Origin of the sequence: Enterobacter sp. 237C8 (assembly GCF_034106865.1) — a bacterium.
GTDB classification, from domain to species: domain Bacteria; phylum Pseudomonadota; class Gammaproteobacteria; order Enterobacterales; family Enterobacteriaceae; genus Enterobacter; species Enterobacter asburiae_B.
Map to the genome: position 1 here is coordinate 213,944 of NZ_JAWNDF010000001.1, position 15,171 is coordinate 229,114.

Here is a 15,171-nt window from a genome sequence, read left to right on the forward strand (position 1 = left end):
GATCTCCGCTTAATCAGGAGTCATGTTTAACTAAAGGAGCCAGCCGCGTTGCCATCCAGTCGGCAATAAACGGCTGAGCATCGCGATTGGGGTGGATCCCGTCGTCTTGCATCCACTGGGGTTTGAGATAGACCTCTTCCATGAAAAATGGCAGCAGCGGAATATCAAACTCTTTGGCAAGCTTAGGGTAGATCGCGCTAAAGGCTTCATTATACCGACGACCGTAGTTGGCGGGCAGGCGAATTTGCATCAGCAGCGGCTGGGCGTTTGCCGCTTTGATATCCTGCAAAATGGTGCGCAGCGTTTGCTCGGTTTGCTGAGGCTGAAAACCGCGCAATCCATCGTTACCGCCAAGCTCCACCAGCACCCAGCGCGGCTGATGCTGTTTGAGCAGTGCAGGCAGGCGCGACAGGCCCTGCTGCGAGGTATCGCCGCTGATGCTGGCGTTAATTACCGACGTCTTGCTCTGCCATTTGTCGTTGAGCAGAGCAGGCCAGGCCGCGCTGGCCGCCATGCGATAGCCTGCGCTCAGGCTGTCGCCGAGAACCAGTAACGTGTCCGCTGCCGCCGCGCGGAAGGTCATCAGAATCAAAAACAGGAAGGGCAAATGCCAGCGGAAAACAGTGTTGAAGTTCATCATCTTAAGAAGTCCGTCGGTCAGGGGGAACACGAGCTTTCCATCCTTACTGGAGTTGAACTCGTTGTCAAACGCGCTGAAACCATCGCGCTGATTGGCGAATCCGGCTCCGGCAAGTCCACGCTGCTGGCGATTTTGGCCGGTCTGGACGACGGCAGCAGCGGCGAGGTCCACCTTGTCGGGCACCCGCTGCACCAGCTTGATGAAGAGGCGCGGGCCGCGCTGCGCGCGCGTCACGTTGGTTTTGTCTTCCAGTCCTTCATGCTGATCCCCACCCTGAACGCGCTGGAAAACGTCGAACTCCCGGCGCTGTTGCGCGGTGAAAACAGCCGTGAAAGCCGGGCGCACGCGAAGGCGCTGCTGGAGCAGCTCGGTCTGGGCAAGCGTCTCGACCACCTTCCCGCACAGCTTTCCGGCGGTGAGCAGCAGCGCGTGGCGCTGGCGCGGGCGTTTAACGGTCGTCCCGAAGTCCTGTTTGCCGATGAGCCCACAGGTAACCTTGACCGTAAAACCGGTGACCGGATTGCCGACCTGCTGTTTTCGCTCAACCGCGAGCACGGCACCACGCTGATCCTCGTCACCCACGATCCGCAGCTCGCCGCCCGCTGCGACCGTCGCCTGCGGCTAGTGAACGGTATTCTTCAGGAGGAGGCATGATTACCCGCTGGTTCTGGCGCGAGTGGCGCTCGCCCTCGCTGCTGATTGTCTGGCTGGCGCTAAGCCTGGCGGTGGCCTGCGTGCTGGCGCTCGGCAGCGTCAGCGACCGCATGGAAAAAGGGCTTAGCCAGCAGAGCCGGGAGTTTATGGCGGGTGACCGGGCGCTGCAAAGCTCCCGCCCGGTGCCGTCGGGCTGGATTGACGAAGCACGTAAACAAGGGCTGAAGGTGGGGGAGCAGATAAGCTTCCAGACCATGACGTTTGCGGGCGACACGCCGCAGCTCGCCAGCGTTAAAGCCGTCGATGATATCTACCCGATGTACGGCGAACTGCAGACCAACCCGCCAGGGCTGAAGCCAAAGCCCGGTACGGTGCTGCTGGCATCACGTCTGATGGCGCTTCTGAACCTGAAACCCGGCGATAGCATCGACGTCGGCGACGCCACCTTCAACATTGCCGGGGAAGTGGTGCAGGAGCCCGATTCCGGCTTTAACCCCTTCCAGCTCGCGCCGCGCCTGCTGATGAACACCGCGGATGTCGCGGCAACCCATGCTGTACAGCCGGGCAGCCGCGTCACCTGGCGCTATAAGTTTGGCGGCACGCCTGCCCAGCTTGACGCGTACGAAAAATGGCTTCTGCCGCAGCTCAAGCCGGAGCACCGCTGGTACGGGCTGGAGCAGGACGAAGGGGCGCTGGGTAAATCACTTGAACGTTCTCAGCAGTTCCTGCTGCTTTCGGCACTGTTGACCCTGCTGCTGGCGGTGGCGGCGGTTGCCGTGGCGATGGGGCACTACTGCCGCAGCCGTTACGACCTGGTGGCGATCCTCAAAACCCTGGGGGCGGGCAGGGCGCAGCTGCGCAAGCTGATTGTCGGCCAGTGGCTGATGCTGCTGGTCCTCTCCGCGATTACTGGCGGAATAATCGGGCTGCTGTTTGAAAAACTGCTGATGGTGATGCTGAAGCCGGTGCTCCCGGCCGCCTTGCCGCCGGCCAGCCTCTGGCCGTGGCTGTGGGCGATGGGCGCAATGACGGTGATTTCGCTGCTGGTGGGGCTACGCCCCTACCGCCTGCTGCTCGCGACGCAGCCGCTGCGCGTGCTTCGCAACGATGTGGTGGCGAACGTCTGGCCGCTGAAGTTCTACCTTCCGGTGATTATTGCCGTGGCGGTGGGGCTGCTGGCGTGGCTGATGGGGGGCAGCACGCTGCTGTGGGCGGTACTGGCCGGGGCGGTTGTGCTGGCGCTGCTGTGCGGCGTGCTGGGCTGGATACTGCTCAACGTCCTGAAGCGGCTCACGGTGAAATCGCTGCCCGTGCGCCTGGCGGTCAACCGCCTGCTGCATCAGCCGTGGTCAACGCTCAGCCAGCTGTCGGCGTTTTCGCTGTCGTTTATGCTGCTGGCGCTGCTGTTAGTGCTGCGCGGCGATCTGCTCGATCGCTGGCAGCAGCAGCTTCCCCCGGAAAGCCCGAACTATTTCCTGATCAACATTGCCCCTGAGCAGGTCACGTCGCTGAAGGGCTTCCTGGCGGAGCATCACATTATCCCTGAGTCGTTCTATCCCATCGTTCGCGCGCGTCTGACGCAGATCAACGGCCAGCCAGCGGACGGGAACAAGGACGAGTCGCTGAACCGCGAGCTGAACCTGACCTGGCAGGAGAAACGCCCTGACCACAACCCGCTTACCGCCGGCACCTGGCCGCCAAAAGCGGGGGAAGTGTCGATGGAGGAGGGGCTGGCGACGCGCCTGAACGTGAAGCTGGGGGACAGCGTCACCTTTACCGGCGATACCCAGGATTTTACCGCGAAAGTCACCAGCCTGCGTAAAGTGGACTGGGAAAGCCTGCGGCCAAACTTCTTCTTTATCTTCCCGCCGGGCGCGCTGGACGGTCAGCCGCAGAGCTGGCTGACCAGTTTCCGCTGGGAAAACGGCAACGGCATGCTGACCCAGCTCAACCGGGAGTTTCCGACGGTCAGCCTGCTGGATATTGGCGCGATCCTGAAGCAGGTAGGGCAGGTTCTGGAGCAGGTGAGCCGCGCGCTGGAGGTGATGGTGGTGCTGGTGACGATCTGCGGCGTGCTGTTGCTGCTGGCCCAGGTGCAGGTGGGCATGCGCCAGCGCCATCAGGAGCTGGTGGTCTACCGCACGCTGGGGGCTGGAAAGCGGCTGCTGCGGATGACGCTCTGGAGCGAGTTTGCGCTGCTGGGGCTGGTGGCGGGTCTGGTAGCGGCCATTGGCGCGGAAACGGCGCTGGCGGTGCTGCAGACAAAGGTTTTCGACTTCCCGTGGGAGCCTGACTGGCGTCTCTGGTTGATCCTGCCTCTCAGCGGCGCGGTGCTGCTTTCTCTCTGCGGAGGCTGGCTCGGCACGCGGCTGTTAAAGGGCAAAGCCCTGTTCCGTCAGTTTGCGAGTTGATTTAGCACGGTGATAGTTGCGCACCGGGTTTTAATGCCGGTGCGCAGCGTTTAAATAGCACAAACTGATAATACCCACTCATTTAGTAGCACAAAACATTAAAAACCCGACCACACGGCCCGATTATTTCCAGTTAATATTCACCCGCTAAATATTTAGCAGCGTGTCTATTAAGGAAAAATAATGACTATAAAAAAATCAGCGCTGGCGGCAACGATCGGCGCGGCAGTGGCATTGACTACCTTCGCTTCTCAGGCGGAAATCACCGTTCTTAAGCAGGAGCCTCAGGCGGGTAACCCGCTGAGCCGCCTGAACTTTACCGTTGGCGGCAGTATTCGTCCTCAGTTCCAGAACATGACCGGCGACGACGGTAAAAACAGCTACAAGCGTAACGGCTTTGACGGCGGCACCCGTTTCCGTTTCGCGGCTGATTACTACCTGTTTGATGACATCAGCTGGATCAGCTACTACGAGCTGGGTGTCAATATTCCTGCGCAGTTTAACTGGGATCACCACTACGCCGACGGCGCACACGACACCACGCGTCGTATGCTCTACACCGGTCTGAAGAGCGATACCTGGGGTACGCTGACCTTCGGTCAACAGAACAGCGTTTACTATGATGTGGTGGGCGCGAAAACCGATATCTGGGACTACGACATGATTGGTCAGGCTCCGGGTAACGGGATCAACGGCGATTACGACGGTTCTTACCGTTCACGCCAGATGCTGAAATATAAGAAAACCGTGGGCGATGCCGACATCTACGCATCTTACCTGTTTGAAGACAGCGAATACCTGCCGGGCAACGGCCTGCGCTACAAGCGTAAAGGCGGCGGCTCGCTGGGTCTGGATTACCACCTGACTACCGACCTGACCTGGGGCGCGGCGTGGAACTACACCCGCGCGGACATGCGTAACCCGGACAACGGCGACAGCAAAACCTACGACCAGAACATTCTCGGTACCGCGCTGAGCTGGACCCCGGACAACTGGACCTTCTCCGCAGGCGGCGGCTGGTACCAGAACTTCATGACCACCAAAAAAGTGTCGGTTAACGACTACTTTGCGGGTGATGCATGGGGTATTGAATACTTTGCGGGCTACAAGTTCCCGGTCGGCCAGTACGCGGTTAAATCCATCCAGCCTTACTTCATGGGCGACCGTATTGAGTACGTGAACGGCCGTAACTACCAGCGCATCGACAACGGCGTGGGTATCAGCTTCCAGCTGGATTACGGTTTCCGCGTGGATTACGAACACGTGTTCACCTCCAGCACCGACAACCTGGGCGACATGAACCTGGTGCGTCTGCGTTACGACTTCTAAGTCGTCTTGTTGGGTGCGCCCTGATGCCCTCACCCTGACCCTCTCCCACGGGGAGAGGGAATAAACATTAAAAACGGCAACCCAGGTTGCCGTTTTGCTTTTACCTCGCCACCCGGCTTTATTTTTCAGCGATCAAGCCACTCAGCAATCTCTTCGTACGTCCCGCGATACACAATCTTCTCCGCCTTTTTCTCCAGCTGATAGCCGTACATCGGGTCGTAATAATCCTTCAGCAGCGGCGCAAGCCAGCTGAAGTGCGCGGCAGTGCTGCCGGAGCGTTGCTGTTCCAGCAGCGCGGAATCTAACAGCGCGGTGAATTCTGCATACCGCTGCAGCCCCAGACGGCGGCGAATGGCAAACAGGCCGTGGTGCAGATACTCGCTGTATTCTTTCCAGCCCGCTTCCTCGCCGTATGCGGCAGAAAAGTCTGCCCACATATGGTCGAAATACTCTTCGCGCAGGCGCTCAAGGCGGACGTCAAACGGGTCTTCGACGACAACGATAGGGGCTTCAGCCATGCGGTCGCGCAGGCACTCCGGCAGGTGGTTGGAGCCAATCATCCGGCCCTCGTCTTCCAGCACCCAGCGCGCGGCGTCTTTTTTCAGGAGCTCAACCGCAAGGTGGTTTTCAAAGCTGGCCTGGGAAAGCTGCGGCGTGAGCGTGCGGCCAAACGACGAACCTCGGTGGTGCGCCAGCCCTTCCAGATCGATACCCTGCGCGTGCTGCTTCACCAGCAGGGTTTTACCGTTTCCGGTACAGCCGCCAATCAGCACCATCGGCTTTTGCGACTGCTCGATGGTCACCTGAATCGCCGTCTGACGCAGGGCTTTGTAGCCGCCGCGGATCAGCGGGTAGTCAACGCCCGCCTCTTTCAGCCAGGCCTGCGAGATATGCGAGCGCTGGCCGCCGCGCGCGCAGCAGAGAAAGCCCTCAGGATGGGTAAGGCTGGCTTCCCGCCAGGCGTTAATGCGTGCCTCACGCGTCTCGCCGCTCACCAGCTGATGGCCGAGCGCCAGCGCGGCCTCGGGGCCCTGGCGTTTATAGCAGGTACCGACGGCGGCGCGCTCGTCGTCGTTCATTAAGGGCAGGTTGATCGCCGCAGGCATCGCGCCCTGGGCAAATTCGATCGGCGCGCGAACGTCGATTAAAGGGGTATCAGACGCGAGGATCGCGCGATAGTCCGTTCCATCGTTCATGGTTGTTCCAGAAGAAAACTCAGCAGCAATGGGCGGGGATTGTACGCCGGGGAAGGGGAAGATCAACTCCCCGGCGCAGATGTCTTACTTGAGCTTTGACTGTGCCCAGACAATGCCGCTCGCATATTCCGGCGGCAGGAGAGGGATCATTGCTTCCAGGGTGGCGCTCAGGCGGCCCGTGTCGCTGTCGTTCAGGTTCAGGTGACCGACCTTACGACCCGCGCGAACCTCTTTGTCATACCAGTGCAGATGCACGAGCGGCAGCTTCAGCCAGTCGTAGTTCAGATCGGTGCCGATCAGGTTGATCATCACCGACGGGCTGTTTACCACCGGCTGCGGCAGCGGCAGGTCCGTAATCGCGCGCAGGTGCAGCTCGAACTGGCTGATGGACGCGCCGTTTTGCGTCCAGTGGCCGCTATTGTGCACGCGCGGCGCAAGTTCGTTGATCAGCAGACCGGACGGGGTGATAAAGCACTCCATCGCCATGACGCCCACATACCCGAGTTCGTGCATGATGGCAGAGAGCATATCTTCCGCCTGCGCCTGCTGGTCAGCATTGGCGTGCGGGAAGGCGACGCTGGTGCGCAGAATGCCGTCCTGATGCAGGTTATGCGTCAGCGGATAAAAGACGGTATGCCCGTCTTGCCCGCGCGCGCCAACCAGCGACACTTCGCCGCTGAAGTTGATGCCCTGCTCAACGATGCACTCGCCGTAGCAGTCGTCCGGCAGTTCTGCCGTTTCATCTGCACGCAGGCGCCACTGGCCGCGGCCGTCGTAACCGCCCACGCGGCGCTTCACGATTGCCAGCTCGCCCAGCATCGCGAAAACGTCATTCCACTCGCTTTTATCGGACAAGAGCTGCCACGGCGCGGTCGGCAGACCGAGCTTGTCGAACAGCTGCTTTTGCGTCAGACGGTCGGCGATGATCGGGAACACGTCGCGGTTAACGAAGGCGTTATGACGCGCCAGCTCGCGCGTCAGAGCCGTTTCCGGCCAACGTTCGATCTCGGCGGTGATCACGCTCTGGTGGAACGGTACGGCTTCCGGTTCGGCGTCCAGCCCGACGGGCCAGACGGCAATACCCAGCGGCTCACCGGCCTGACGCAGCATGCGGCCTAGCTGGCCGTTACCGAGGACGCAAACCTGCTTCATGCCGCACCCCGCGGGTCCGGATTGTCCAGCACCTCGTCTGTCTGGGCTTTACGCCACTCCGCCAGACGCTGGTGTAATGCTTTATCGTGCGTCGCAAGAATTTGCGCCGCCAGCAGGGCGGCATTGGCAGCACCCGCTTTACCAATCGCCAGCGTGCCGACAGGAATACCGCGCGGCATCTGGACGATTGAGTAGAGGCTATCCACACCGCTTAACGCGGCGCTTTGGACCGGAACGCCCAGTACCGGCACCAGGGTTTTAGCGGCAATCATGCCTGGCAGATGTGCTGCGCCGCCCGCGCCGGCAACGATCACCTCATAACCGTTCTCTTCGGCGCTTTCGGCGAAGCTGAACAGTTTGTCCGGTGTACGGTGCGCGGAGACCACTTCAACGTGGTGCGGAACATTCAGGATTTCAAAGATTTCGGCGGCGAACTGCATGGTAGCCCAGTCGCTTTTGGACCCCATCACGATGGCGACACGCGCCGGATTATTGCGGGAAGACATGCGTCTTAAAACTCCTGTGGTGCGAAACACACTGCTTTCGAGGGCACAGAGAATAGCATGTTATACGGGCAAGGAAAACGGTTGCGCGGTTAAAAGGTGAGCAGTTATGGCGAGAAAGCGATAACAAAAAAGACCGCACGATGGCGGTCTTTTATATGATGTTACTGAAGATCCCCTGCGGACAGGTTCTCGTTGTCGAACGCGCGGCTGACATCGATATGATTCACCATGCTGGTGTCGGCATTCGAGCCCGATTTTGGCACGGAGAAGCGATTCTCCGCGGCCTGTGCGCCAGTGGACACCACGACTGCCAGCAGCAGGGTACTTACGATGCTGATGTTTTTCATTCTCTGTTCCTTCCTCATCGTATTGTCGCTGTCGCACGTCTTCGCTGGCGGCACGGCAATCAGGGTTTTTATTTAGTCAGTTCTGCGGTCATGTACACGCGGTTGTTGACCTTCGCGCTCGTGATTTTATAAGAGGCATTCTGCTCGGCGGCCTGCGCGGCAATTTTCGCTTCTGCGCGGTCAAGGGTAGAGGCGGTTGCGCTCACGCTTTGAGCGAAAGAACCGAAAGAAACCAGGGAAAGAGCGGCAGCTGCAACGAAAGTTTTGATGGATTTCATGGTCGTATTCCTTAAGTGTTTTATCTGGGATAGGGCGTGTTGCCCTGATGTGATAAATAATAGGCCGCCCACGGGCTGATTAAAATCGAAACAATTTGCCGATATTGTTCAAAAAAATAGAATGATGGTGCGAGGGGTTAAAACGGAAAGGCGATCGGCTCCACGCCCTCTGGCGTGACTTTGACCATGGAACCTTCGGTGTGCCAGGCACCTAATACCACGCGATGGGCCGGTTCGCCGTTGGCGATAAGGGAATGGACGTCAGGACGATGGGTATGACCGTGGATCAACCACTGAACGCCATGCTTTTCCATCACGCTCACCACGGCCTGCGGGTTCACGTCCATGATGGTCATGGATTTGCTGCTGTTGGCGGCTTTACTGCCCGCGCGCATTCTGGCGGCGATACGGTTGCGGATAAACAGCGGCAGCGCAAGGAACATCTTTTGGATCCACGGGGTGTGGACTTTGGCGCGAAACGCCAGGTAGCCGGTATCATCGGTGCAGAGCGTGTCGCCGTGCATGATCAGGATCCTGCGGCCATAGAGATCGAGCACCTGCTCTTCCGGCAGCAGCGTCATGCCGCTTTCGCGGGCGTAGCGCTTGCCGATCAGGAAATCACGGTTGCCGTGAATGAAATAGCAGGGAACGCCGGAATCCACGAGGGCGTGAATGGCGTCTGCCATTTCACGGTGCAGCGGGTTAGGGTCGTCGTCGCCAATCCAGGCTTCAAAGAGGTCGCCCAGGATGTACAGCGCATCGGCGCTTTTCGCTTCACCGCGTAAAAAACGCAGAAAACCGGCGGTTATCGCCGGTTCTTCTGTTTGCAGATGCAGATCCGCAATAAAGAGTGTCGCCACGAATTACTCGCTGACGGTCACGCTTGTAATCACAACGTCTTCTTTAGGAACGTCCTGGTGCATACCGCTGCGGCCAGTAGAGACGGCTTTGATCTTGTCAACCACGTCCATACCTTCAACCACTTCTGCGAATACGCAGTAGCCCCAACCCTGCAGGCTTTCGCCGGAGAAGTTCAGGAAGTCGTTGTCCGCCACGTTGATGAAGAACTGCGCGGTGGCAGAGTGTGGCGCCTGAGTACGGGCCATTGCCAGCGTACCGCGGGTGTTTTTCAGACCGTTGTTCGCTTCGTTTTTGATCGCTTCTTTGGTCTCTTTCTGGTTCATGCCAGGTTCGAAACCGCCGCCCTGGATCATAAAGCCGTTGATCACGCGGTGGAAAATGGTGTTGTTGTAGAAACCTTCGCGGCAGTAGTCCAGGAAGTTTTTAACTGTTTCAGGCGCTTTGTCATCAAAGGTTTTGATTACGATATCGCCATGATTAGTGTGGAAAGTAACCATTTTTGCATCCTGTTCCGTTATTGTGGTACGTCGACCCGCGTTCGGGTCATCTATAGGGGCTTGTTATAGCATAACCACAGGATGCGATCACCTTGCATTGTGTGCTGCTTCGGGTTTGAATTACGGGTAGAATAGCCGGTTTTCAACCACACACGTGTTTACATGGAATCTTCGATGTTAAAAATCTTTAATACAATGACGCGCCAGAAAGAGGAATTTAAACCTATCCATGCCGGGGAAGTCGGCATGTACGTGTGTGGTATTACGGTTTACGATCTCTGTCATATTGGCCATGGCCGTACCTTTGTCGCCTTCGACGTGGTGTCACGCTACCTGCGTTTTCTGGGCTACACCCTGAAATACGTGCGTAATATCACCGACATCGACGACAAAATCATCAAGCGCGCTAATGAAAACGGCGAAAGCTTCGTTGCGCTGGTCGATCGCATGATCGTCGAAATGCACAAAGATTTCGACGCCCTGAATATTCAGCGCCCGGACAGCGAGCCGCGCGCGACCCACCATATTCACGAAATCATCGAGATCACCGAAAAGCTGATCGCTCGCGGTCATGCCTACGTTGCGGACAACGGTGACGTGATGTTCTCGGTGCCGACGGACCCAACCTACGGTTCGCTTTCCCGTCAGGATCTGGACCAGCTCCAGGCCGGCGCGCGCGTTGACGTGGTTGACGTGAAGCGTAACCCGATGGACTTCGTGCTGTGGAAAATGTCCAAAGAGGGCGAGCCAAGCTGGCCATCACCGTGGGGCGAAGGCCGTCCGGGCTGGCACATTGAATGTTCCGCGATGAACTGCAAGCAGCTGGGCAAGCACTTCGATATCCACGGCGGCGGTTCAGACCTGATGTTCCCGCACCACGAAAACGAAATCGCGCAGTCCACCTGCGCCCACGGCGGCGAGTACGTTAACTACTGGATGCACTCCGGCATGGTAATGGTTGACCGCGAGAAGATGTCTAAATCGCTGGGTAACTTCTTCACCGTGCGCGACGTGCTGAAGTATTACGACGCGGAAACCGTGCGCTACTTCCTGATGTCCGGCCACTATCGCAGCCAGCTGAACTACAGCGAAGAGAACCTGAAACAGGCGCGCTCTGCGCTGGAGCGTCTGTATACCGCGCTGCGCGGTACCGACAGGTCTGTTCCTGCTGCAGGCGGCGAAGCGTTCGAAGCCCGCTTTGTTGAGGTGATGAACGACGACTTCAACACCCCGGAAGCGTACTCCGTGCTGTTCGACATGGCGCGCGAAGTGAACCGCCTGAAGTCAGAAGATATGGCCGCGGCGAATGCGCTGGCGTCCCATCTGCGTAAGCTCTCCTCCGTGCTCGGCCTGCTGGAGCAGGATCCGGACGCGTTCCTGCAGAGCGGTGCGCAGGCGGACGACGGTGAAGTGGCGGAAATTGAAGCGTTGATCAAAGCGCGTCTGGAAGCGCGTCAGGCAAAAGACTGGGCGGCGGCAGATGCGGCGCGTAACCGTCTGACCGAGATGGGCATCATTCTGGAAGATGGCCCGCAGGGCACCACCTGGCGCCGTAAGTAATTTTCCCCTCACCCTAACCCTCTCCCAAAGGGAGAGGGAATTATTAGGTTTTCTCCCTCTCCCCGTGGGAGAGGGCCGGGGTGAGGGCATCAGCGCCCACGTTTTCTCCACCACAGCAACCCCATCAGCACGACTCCCGGCAGCCACACCCACAGCAGCTCCGACACGATCACCTGATGCCCGTACGGCGTGGTGTAGCGCGACAGCGCAAACGGCGCGACCTTAATCACCTGCCACGGCGCAAAGAAGCGTTCATCTGACCACGGCCACAGCCAGCCGACGCCTTTCCCGCCCGTGGTAATCGAATCCAGCAGGCTGTGCGATAGCAATGACACGGTTAAAAACAGCCAGCACCGCGTCAGGCTGGCCCGGAACCATCGTCGTCCAGTCAGCACGCAGAGTATCGGCACCACAAAGGCGAACAGCAGGGAGTGGGTAAAGCCGCGATGGCCGAAAACATTGCCGTACGCGACGCCGAACTTGAACGCCAGCACGTCGGCATCCGGCAGCATGGCGAGGACAATCCCGGCAAACAGCAGGCGGGGAGGAATCACTTTGGTTCCCAGGCCTAAGCCCAGACAAAGCGGAACAGCAGCGTGTGTAATAACGGTAGGCATTGCGATTATCCATGGCAAATCATGGAAATATAGCAGCAATCCCGCGCCGGCAGACCCGCGTCAAATTCTTATTTTTACGCCGACTCGCGCGCGATAAGCTGTCCGGAAAGCGTAATGCGCTGGGTTTGCAGCGTCGGCTCCTTCAGCGTGCGAATAATCAGCCCGGCAGCCTGACGCCCCGTCTCTTCGCTGGCGGACGACACGTAGGTAAAGGACGGCGAGGTGAGGTTAACGTGGAGCATATCTTCGAAACCGACCAGCGCGACCTGCTGCGTCAAAAACACATCTTTACCCACCGTTCGTCCAACCTGATGAATACCGGAGATGGAGCCGATCATGGCATCCGGCGAGTGGCAGAGCAGGGCGGTGATGGTGTTGTTTTTTTCCAGCAGCTGGCGGGTGGCGAAACCCGCTGCCAGGGTGTCATCGCTGCAGGCCGGAGAGTATTCATCGCGCCAGACCAGCCCGTTCTGCGTCATCGCGCTGCGAAAACCGAGCAGGCGCTGCTCGCGGATGAGGCAGCCTTCACGCCCGCCAATGTAGGCAATATTGCGATGGCCGCGCTCGATAAGATAACGCACCGCCAGGTTTGCCGCCTGACGGTTATCGCGCATCACCAGATTGCATTTTTCATCCAGCAGCGACTGAGAAACCACCACCAGCGGCAGCGGGCAGCGGCGAATTTGCTCCGGCAGGGTGGAGGTGCGGGTATCCGAGGCCAGATAGATAACCCCGGCGACGCCCTGCTGCTTAAACGACAGCAGGCAGCGCTTAAGATGGTCATGGTCGTTCTGGGGCTGGCCGAGAAAAACCATATACCCCTGTTTTTCAAGATCCTGGACGATGCTCGCCATCACCTTGATGGAGAAACTGTCGCTAAAGTCGCGGAGGATCAGGCCAATCAGATTGGACGTATTGGCGCGGAGATTGGCAGCGGCAACGTTATGAACATAGCCCAGCGTATTGATGGCAGCGTTGACCTTCTCGATCGTTGCCTCTGAGATTTTCCCTTTCTGGCGCAAAACCAGCGAGACGGTTGAGACCGATACGCCCGCGTGCTTTGCGACATCAATAATGCTGACTTTCTTCAAAACCGCTCCCTGAAATTCACCGATTATCAGTCAGATACGACAATGCGTCTCCCAGACTACAGGAGACGCGTCGTTCAGGCATCTTATTATTTGCCGATCATGGTGGACATGGTCTGGGCGATAAACTGTGCTCTGGCACCGAATATCACCTGAATACCGTTGTCGCCGACGAAGACCACGCCGCGCGCACCCAGTCCGTTCAGGCCGTCCTTATCGACCACCTCGCTTTTTGCCACTTCCAGGCGAAGGCGGGTGATACAGGAACCAACGGAGTCGATGTTATGCGCCCCGCCCAGCAGGGAGATGATCTCAGTTGCGAGTTCTGAATCAGACTTATCATCCGCGTTGGCGGTCACTTCAGTGCGGCCCGGCGTTTTCACGTCGAAACGACGGATCACAAAGCGGAACGTGAAGTAATAAATCAGGCCCATCGGAATGCCGATAATAATCGCATTCAGGAAGTTGGTCTTGTAGCCGTTAAAGGACGGCAGGATCCCGAATGACAGATAGTCGATAAAGCCCGCGGAGAACGACTTGGCGATATGCGCATGCAGTAGATACATGGTCATGTAGGCCAGGCCCGCCATGATGGCGTTAAAGACGTACAGGATCGGCGCCACGAAGATAAAGGTAAACTCTACCGGTTCAGTGATCCCCGTCAGGAAGCAGGTCAGCGCCGCAGAGAACAGAATACCGGCCGCGATTTTCTTATTCTTCGTATGGGCTTCGTGATACATCGCCAGGCACGCGGCGGGCAGCGCGAACAGCATCAGCGGGAATTCGCCCTGCATGAATTTACCGGCATTCTGGTAGGTGTCGCTGCTGAAGGACTTCACTCCTTCTTCCAGCATCTTGAACCAGATGGTCTGGTCGCCGTGGATCACCTGTCCTGCCTGAGTGGTGTAATCCCCGAACGAGTACCAGAAGGACGGATACCAGATGTGGTGCAGGCCGAGCGGGATCAGCGCGCGCTCTACCAGACCGAAGATAAAGGTCGACGCTGCCTGATTATCGCCGTTAACCACCACGGAGAGCGCGTCGATACCGGCCTGGATATGCTGCCATACGTACGGCAGCAGCAGCCCCATCAGGAACGACAGAAACGCCGTTGCAATGGCCACGAAGCGCTTGCCGGAGAAGAAGCCCAGGAACTCCGGCAGCTGCATGGTGTGGAAGCGGTTATAGCACCAGGCCGCGAGAATACCGCAGATCAGGCCGCCGAAGACGCCCATCTGCAGCGTCGGGATGCCGACCACCATGGCGTATTTCCCACCCTGGGAGGCCATTTCCGGCGTGATGCTCAGCACGGTGCTGATGGTGATATTCGTGACAAACACCGACACCGCCGCAGACAGCGCCGCGATGCCGGATTCTGACGCCAGACCCACGGCGGAGCCAATGGCAAACAGCATCGGCAGGTTATCAAAGATAACCCCGCCCGCGTTCATCATCAGCGGCAGATGGAACTTATCGCCGAAGGCCAGCAGCAGGCCCGCAGCGGGAAGCAGTGAAATTGGCAGCATTAAGGCGCGACCAATCATCGATAACTTAGACAGCGATTTAACAAACCCTGATATCAGACTCATGCTGATTTCCCCCGAGTAGCGCTTTTCTGGCGCTGTTATTGTAAGTATAACGTTTTAGTAGAACGTTCTACTTATCGTGGGCAAAGAGTGAAAAACGCGCAACAGAATTTTCATGTTTCAACAGATGAAATAGTGATTATTTGAAGTTGATCGATAAATAACCGCGATGGGTGTAAGGGATTTTATATCCCCTCTCCCTGTGGGAGAGGGTTAGGGTGAGGGCATAATACGGCTCAGGCCGTAACGGTTACGCTCTGTCCTTCAAAGCTCACGGTCTGACCCGCGACAATCTTGCAGCGCTTGCGCGTTTCTACCACGCCGTCGACTTTTACCAGCCCGTCGGCGATAACGATTTTCGCCTGCGCGCCGCTTTCGCTCCAGCCTTCCAGCTTCAGCAGATCGCACAGCTCAACGTGCGGGTGTTTACCTAATGAAAAAGTCGCCAT

16 protein-coding genes are annotated in these 15,171 nt (G+C 58.2%); 4 read left to right on the forward strand and 12 right to left on the reverse strand.

The features are described 5' to 3' along the window. Nucleotides 1-13: 13 nt before the first annotated feature. Nucleotides 14-637: a multifunctional acyl-CoA thioesterase I/protease I/lysophospholipase L1 gene (tesA, locus tag USF70_RS01045; RefSeq protein ID WP_032661743.1), complete on the reverse strand. Its 624-nt coding sequence runs from the start codon at nucleotides 635-637 to the stop codon at nucleotides 14-16. Between tesA and ybbA the strand changes: the two genes are divergently transcribed. The 3 genes from ybbA to USF70_RS01060 all read left to right on the forward strand — a co-directional run bounded on the left by ybbA (nucleotide 608) and on the right by USF70_RS01060 (nucleotide 5,034). Next, the gene (ybbA, locus tag USF70_RS01050) at nucleotides 608-1,294 is read left to right on the forward strand and encodes a putative ABC transporter ATP-binding protein YbbA (protein WP_033144812.1); all 687 of its coding nucleotides are present in this window, start codon (nucleotides 608-610) and stop codon (nucleotides 1,292-1,294) included. The two genes, tesA and ybbA, sit on opposite strands and share 30 nt — an antisense overlap. After that, nucleotides 1,291-3,705, forward strand: coding sequence for a putative ABC transporter permease subunit YbbP (ybbP, locus tag USF70_RS01055; RefSeq protein WP_320735177.1), 2,415 nt, complete (start codon nucleotides 1,291-1,293; stop codon nucleotides 3,703-3,705). The genes ybbA and ybbP overlap by 4 nt, the downstream gene beginning before the upstream one ends. A gap of 183 nt (nucleotides 3,706-3,888) precedes the next feature. Continuing rightward, a complete protein-coding gene (locus USF70_RS01060; RefSeq protein WP_045887957.1) occupies nucleotides 3,889-5,034 on the forward strand; it encodes a porin in 1,146 nt (381 codons plus the stop codon). A gap of 125 nt (nucleotides 5,035-5,159) precedes the next feature. On the opposite strand, the gene mnmH is transcribed toward USF70_RS01060, so the two are convergent. The 7 genes from mnmH to ppiB form a co-directional block, all read right to left on the reverse strand. Beyond that, nucleotides 5,160-6,230 (reverse strand): tRNA 2-selenouridine(34) synthase MnmH, encoded by a 1,071-nt coding sequence (mnmH, locus tag USF70_RS01065; RefSeq protein WP_320735178.1) that lies wholly within the window; start codon nucleotides 6,228-6,230, stop codon nucleotides 5,160-5,162. Between the two features lie 84 nt (nucleotides 6,231-6,314). Beyond that, nucleotides 6,315-7,382 carry a 5-(carboxyamino)imidazole ribonucleotide synthase gene (purK, locus tag USF70_RS01070; protein ID WP_033144820.1) on the reverse strand — a complete coding sequence of 356 codons (1,068 nt, stop codon included), beginning with the start codon at nucleotides 7,380-7,382 and terminating at the stop codon, nucleotides 6,315-6,317. Continuing rightward, on the reverse strand, nucleotides 7,379-7,888 hold the full coding sequence (purE, locus tag USF70_RS01075) for a 5-(carboxyamino)imidazole ribonucleotide mutase (protein WP_023310631.1): 510 nt from the start codon (nucleotides 7,886-7,888) through the stop codon (nucleotides 7,379-7,381). The genes purK and purE overlap by 4 nt, the downstream gene beginning before the upstream one ends. Nucleotides 7,889-8,049: 161 nt before the next feature. Beyond that, nucleotides 8,050-8,235, reverse strand: coding sequence for a hypothetical protein (locus USF70_RS01080; RefSeq protein ID WP_029741050.1), 186 nt, complete (start codon nucleotides 8,233-8,235; stop codon nucleotides 8,050-8,052). A gap of 68 nt (nucleotides 8,236-8,303) precedes the next feature. Continuing rightward, nucleotides 8,304-8,513, reverse strand: a complete 210-nt coding sequence (locus USF70_RS01085; RefSeq protein ID WP_033144821.1) for a YdgH/BhsA/McbA-like domain containing protein — start codon at nucleotides 8,511-8,513, stop codon at nucleotides 8,304-8,306. A gap of 137 nt (nucleotides 8,514-8,650) precedes the next feature. Then, nucleotides 8,651-9,373, reverse strand: a complete 723-nt coding sequence (gene lpxH / locus USF70_RS01090; protein ID WP_232938487.1) for a UDP-2,3-diacylglucosamine diphosphatase — start codon at nucleotides 9,371-9,373, stop codon at nucleotides 8,651-8,653. 3 nt (nucleotides 9,374-9,376) lie between these two features. After that, on the reverse strand, nucleotides 9,377-9,871 hold the full coding sequence (ppiB, locus tag USF70_RS01095) for a peptidylprolyl isomerase B (RefSeq protein ID WP_010428247.1): 495 nt from the start codon (nucleotides 9,869-9,871) through the stop codon (nucleotides 9,377-9,379). Between the two features lie 174 nt (nucleotides 9,872-10,045). On the opposite strand from ppiB, the gene cysS reads away from it, so the two are divergent. Next, nucleotides 10,046-11,431: a cysteine--tRNA ligase gene (gene cysS / locus USF70_RS01100; RefSeq protein WP_029741052.1), complete on the forward strand. Its 1,386-nt coding sequence runs from the start codon at nucleotides 10,046-10,048 to the stop codon at nucleotides 11,429-11,431. An 89-nt stretch (nucleotides 11,432-11,520) separates the two neighbouring features. Here cysS and USF70_RS01105 read toward each other — a convergent pair whose 3' ends face one another. The 4 genes from USF70_RS01105 to ybcJ form a co-directional block, all read right to left on the reverse strand. Continuing rightward, the gene (locus tag USF70_RS01105) at nucleotides 11,521-12,048 is read right to left on the reverse strand and encodes a metal-dependent hydrolase (RefSeq protein ID WP_039263988.1); all 528 of its coding nucleotides are present in this window, start codon (nucleotides 12,046-12,048) and stop codon (nucleotides 11,521-11,523) included. A gap of 74 nt (nucleotides 12,049-12,122) precedes the next feature. Next, nucleotides 12,123-13,139: a Mal regulon transcriptional regulator MalI gene (gene malI, locus USF70_RS01110; protein ID WP_320735179.1), complete on the reverse strand. Its 1,017-nt coding sequence runs from the start codon at nucleotides 13,137-13,139 to the stop codon at nucleotides 12,123-12,125. An 86-nt stretch (nucleotides 13,140-13,225) separates the two neighbouring features. Further along, nucleotides 13,226-14,725 (reverse strand): PTS transporter subunit EIIC, encoded by a 1,500-nt coding sequence (locus USF70_RS01115; RefSeq protein WP_148243963.1) that lies wholly within the window; start codon nucleotides 14,723-14,725, stop codon nucleotides 13,226-13,228. 233 nt (nucleotides 14,726-14,958) lie between these two features. After that, nucleotides 14,959-15,171, reverse strand: a complete 213-nt coding sequence (gene ybcJ, locus USF70_RS01120; RefSeq protein ID WP_023334767.1) for a ribosome-associated protein YbcJ — start codon at nucleotides 15,169-15,171, stop codon at nucleotides 14,959-14,961.

Coding starts and splice junctions, on each gene's coding strand:
- ybbA (WP_033144812.1), top strand. CDS start 608: ATGCCAGCGGAAAACAGTGTTGAAGTTCATCATCTTAAGAAGTCCGTC.
- tesA (WP_032661743.1), bottom strand. CDS start 637: ATGAACTTCAACACTGTTTTCCGCTGGCATTTGCCCTTCCTGTTTTTG.
- ybbP (WP_320735177.1), top strand. CDS start 1,291: ATGATTACCCGCTGGTTCTGGCGCGAGTGGCGCTCGCCCTCGCTGCTG.
- USF70_RS01060 (WP_045887957.1), top strand. CDS start 3,889: ATGACTATAAAAAAATCAGCGCTGGCGGCAACGATCGGCGCGGCAGTG.
- mnmH (WP_320735178.1), bottom strand. CDS start 6,230: ATGAACGATGGAACGGACTATCGCGCGATCCTCGCGTCTGATACCCCT.
- purK (WP_033144820.1), bottom strand. CDS start 7,382: ATGAAGCAGGTTTGCGTCCTCGGTAACGGCCAGCTAGGCCGCATGCTG.
- purE (WP_023310631.1), bottom strand. CDS start 7,888: ATGTCTTCCCGCAATAATCCGGCGCGTGTCGCCATCGTGATGGGGTCC.
- USF70_RS01080 (WP_029741050.1), bottom strand. CDS start 8,235: ATGAAAAACATCAGCATCGTAAGTACCCTGCTGCTGGCAGTCGTGGTG.
- USF70_RS01085 (WP_033144821.1), bottom strand. CDS start 8,513: ATGAAATCCATCAAAACTTTCGTTGCAGCTGCCGCTCTTTCCCTGGTT.
- ppiB (WP_010428247.1), bottom strand. CDS start 9,871: ATGGTTACTTTCCACACTAATCATGGCGATATCGTAATCAAAACCTTT.
- cysS (WP_029741052.1), top strand. CDS start 10,046: ATGTTAAAAATCTTTAATACAATGACGCGCCAGAAAGAGGAATTTAAA.
- USF70_RS01105 (WP_039263988.1), bottom strand. CDS start 12,048: ATGCCTACCGTTATTACACACGCTGCTGTTCCGCTTTGTCTGGGCTTA.
- USF70_RS01115 (WP_148243963.1), bottom strand. CDS start 14,725: ATGAGTCTGATATCAGGGTTTGTTAAATCGCTGTCTAAGTTATCGATG.
- ybcJ (WP_023334767.1), bottom strand. CDS start 15,171: ATGGCGACTTTTTCATTAGGTAAACACCCGCACGTTGAGCTGTGCGAT.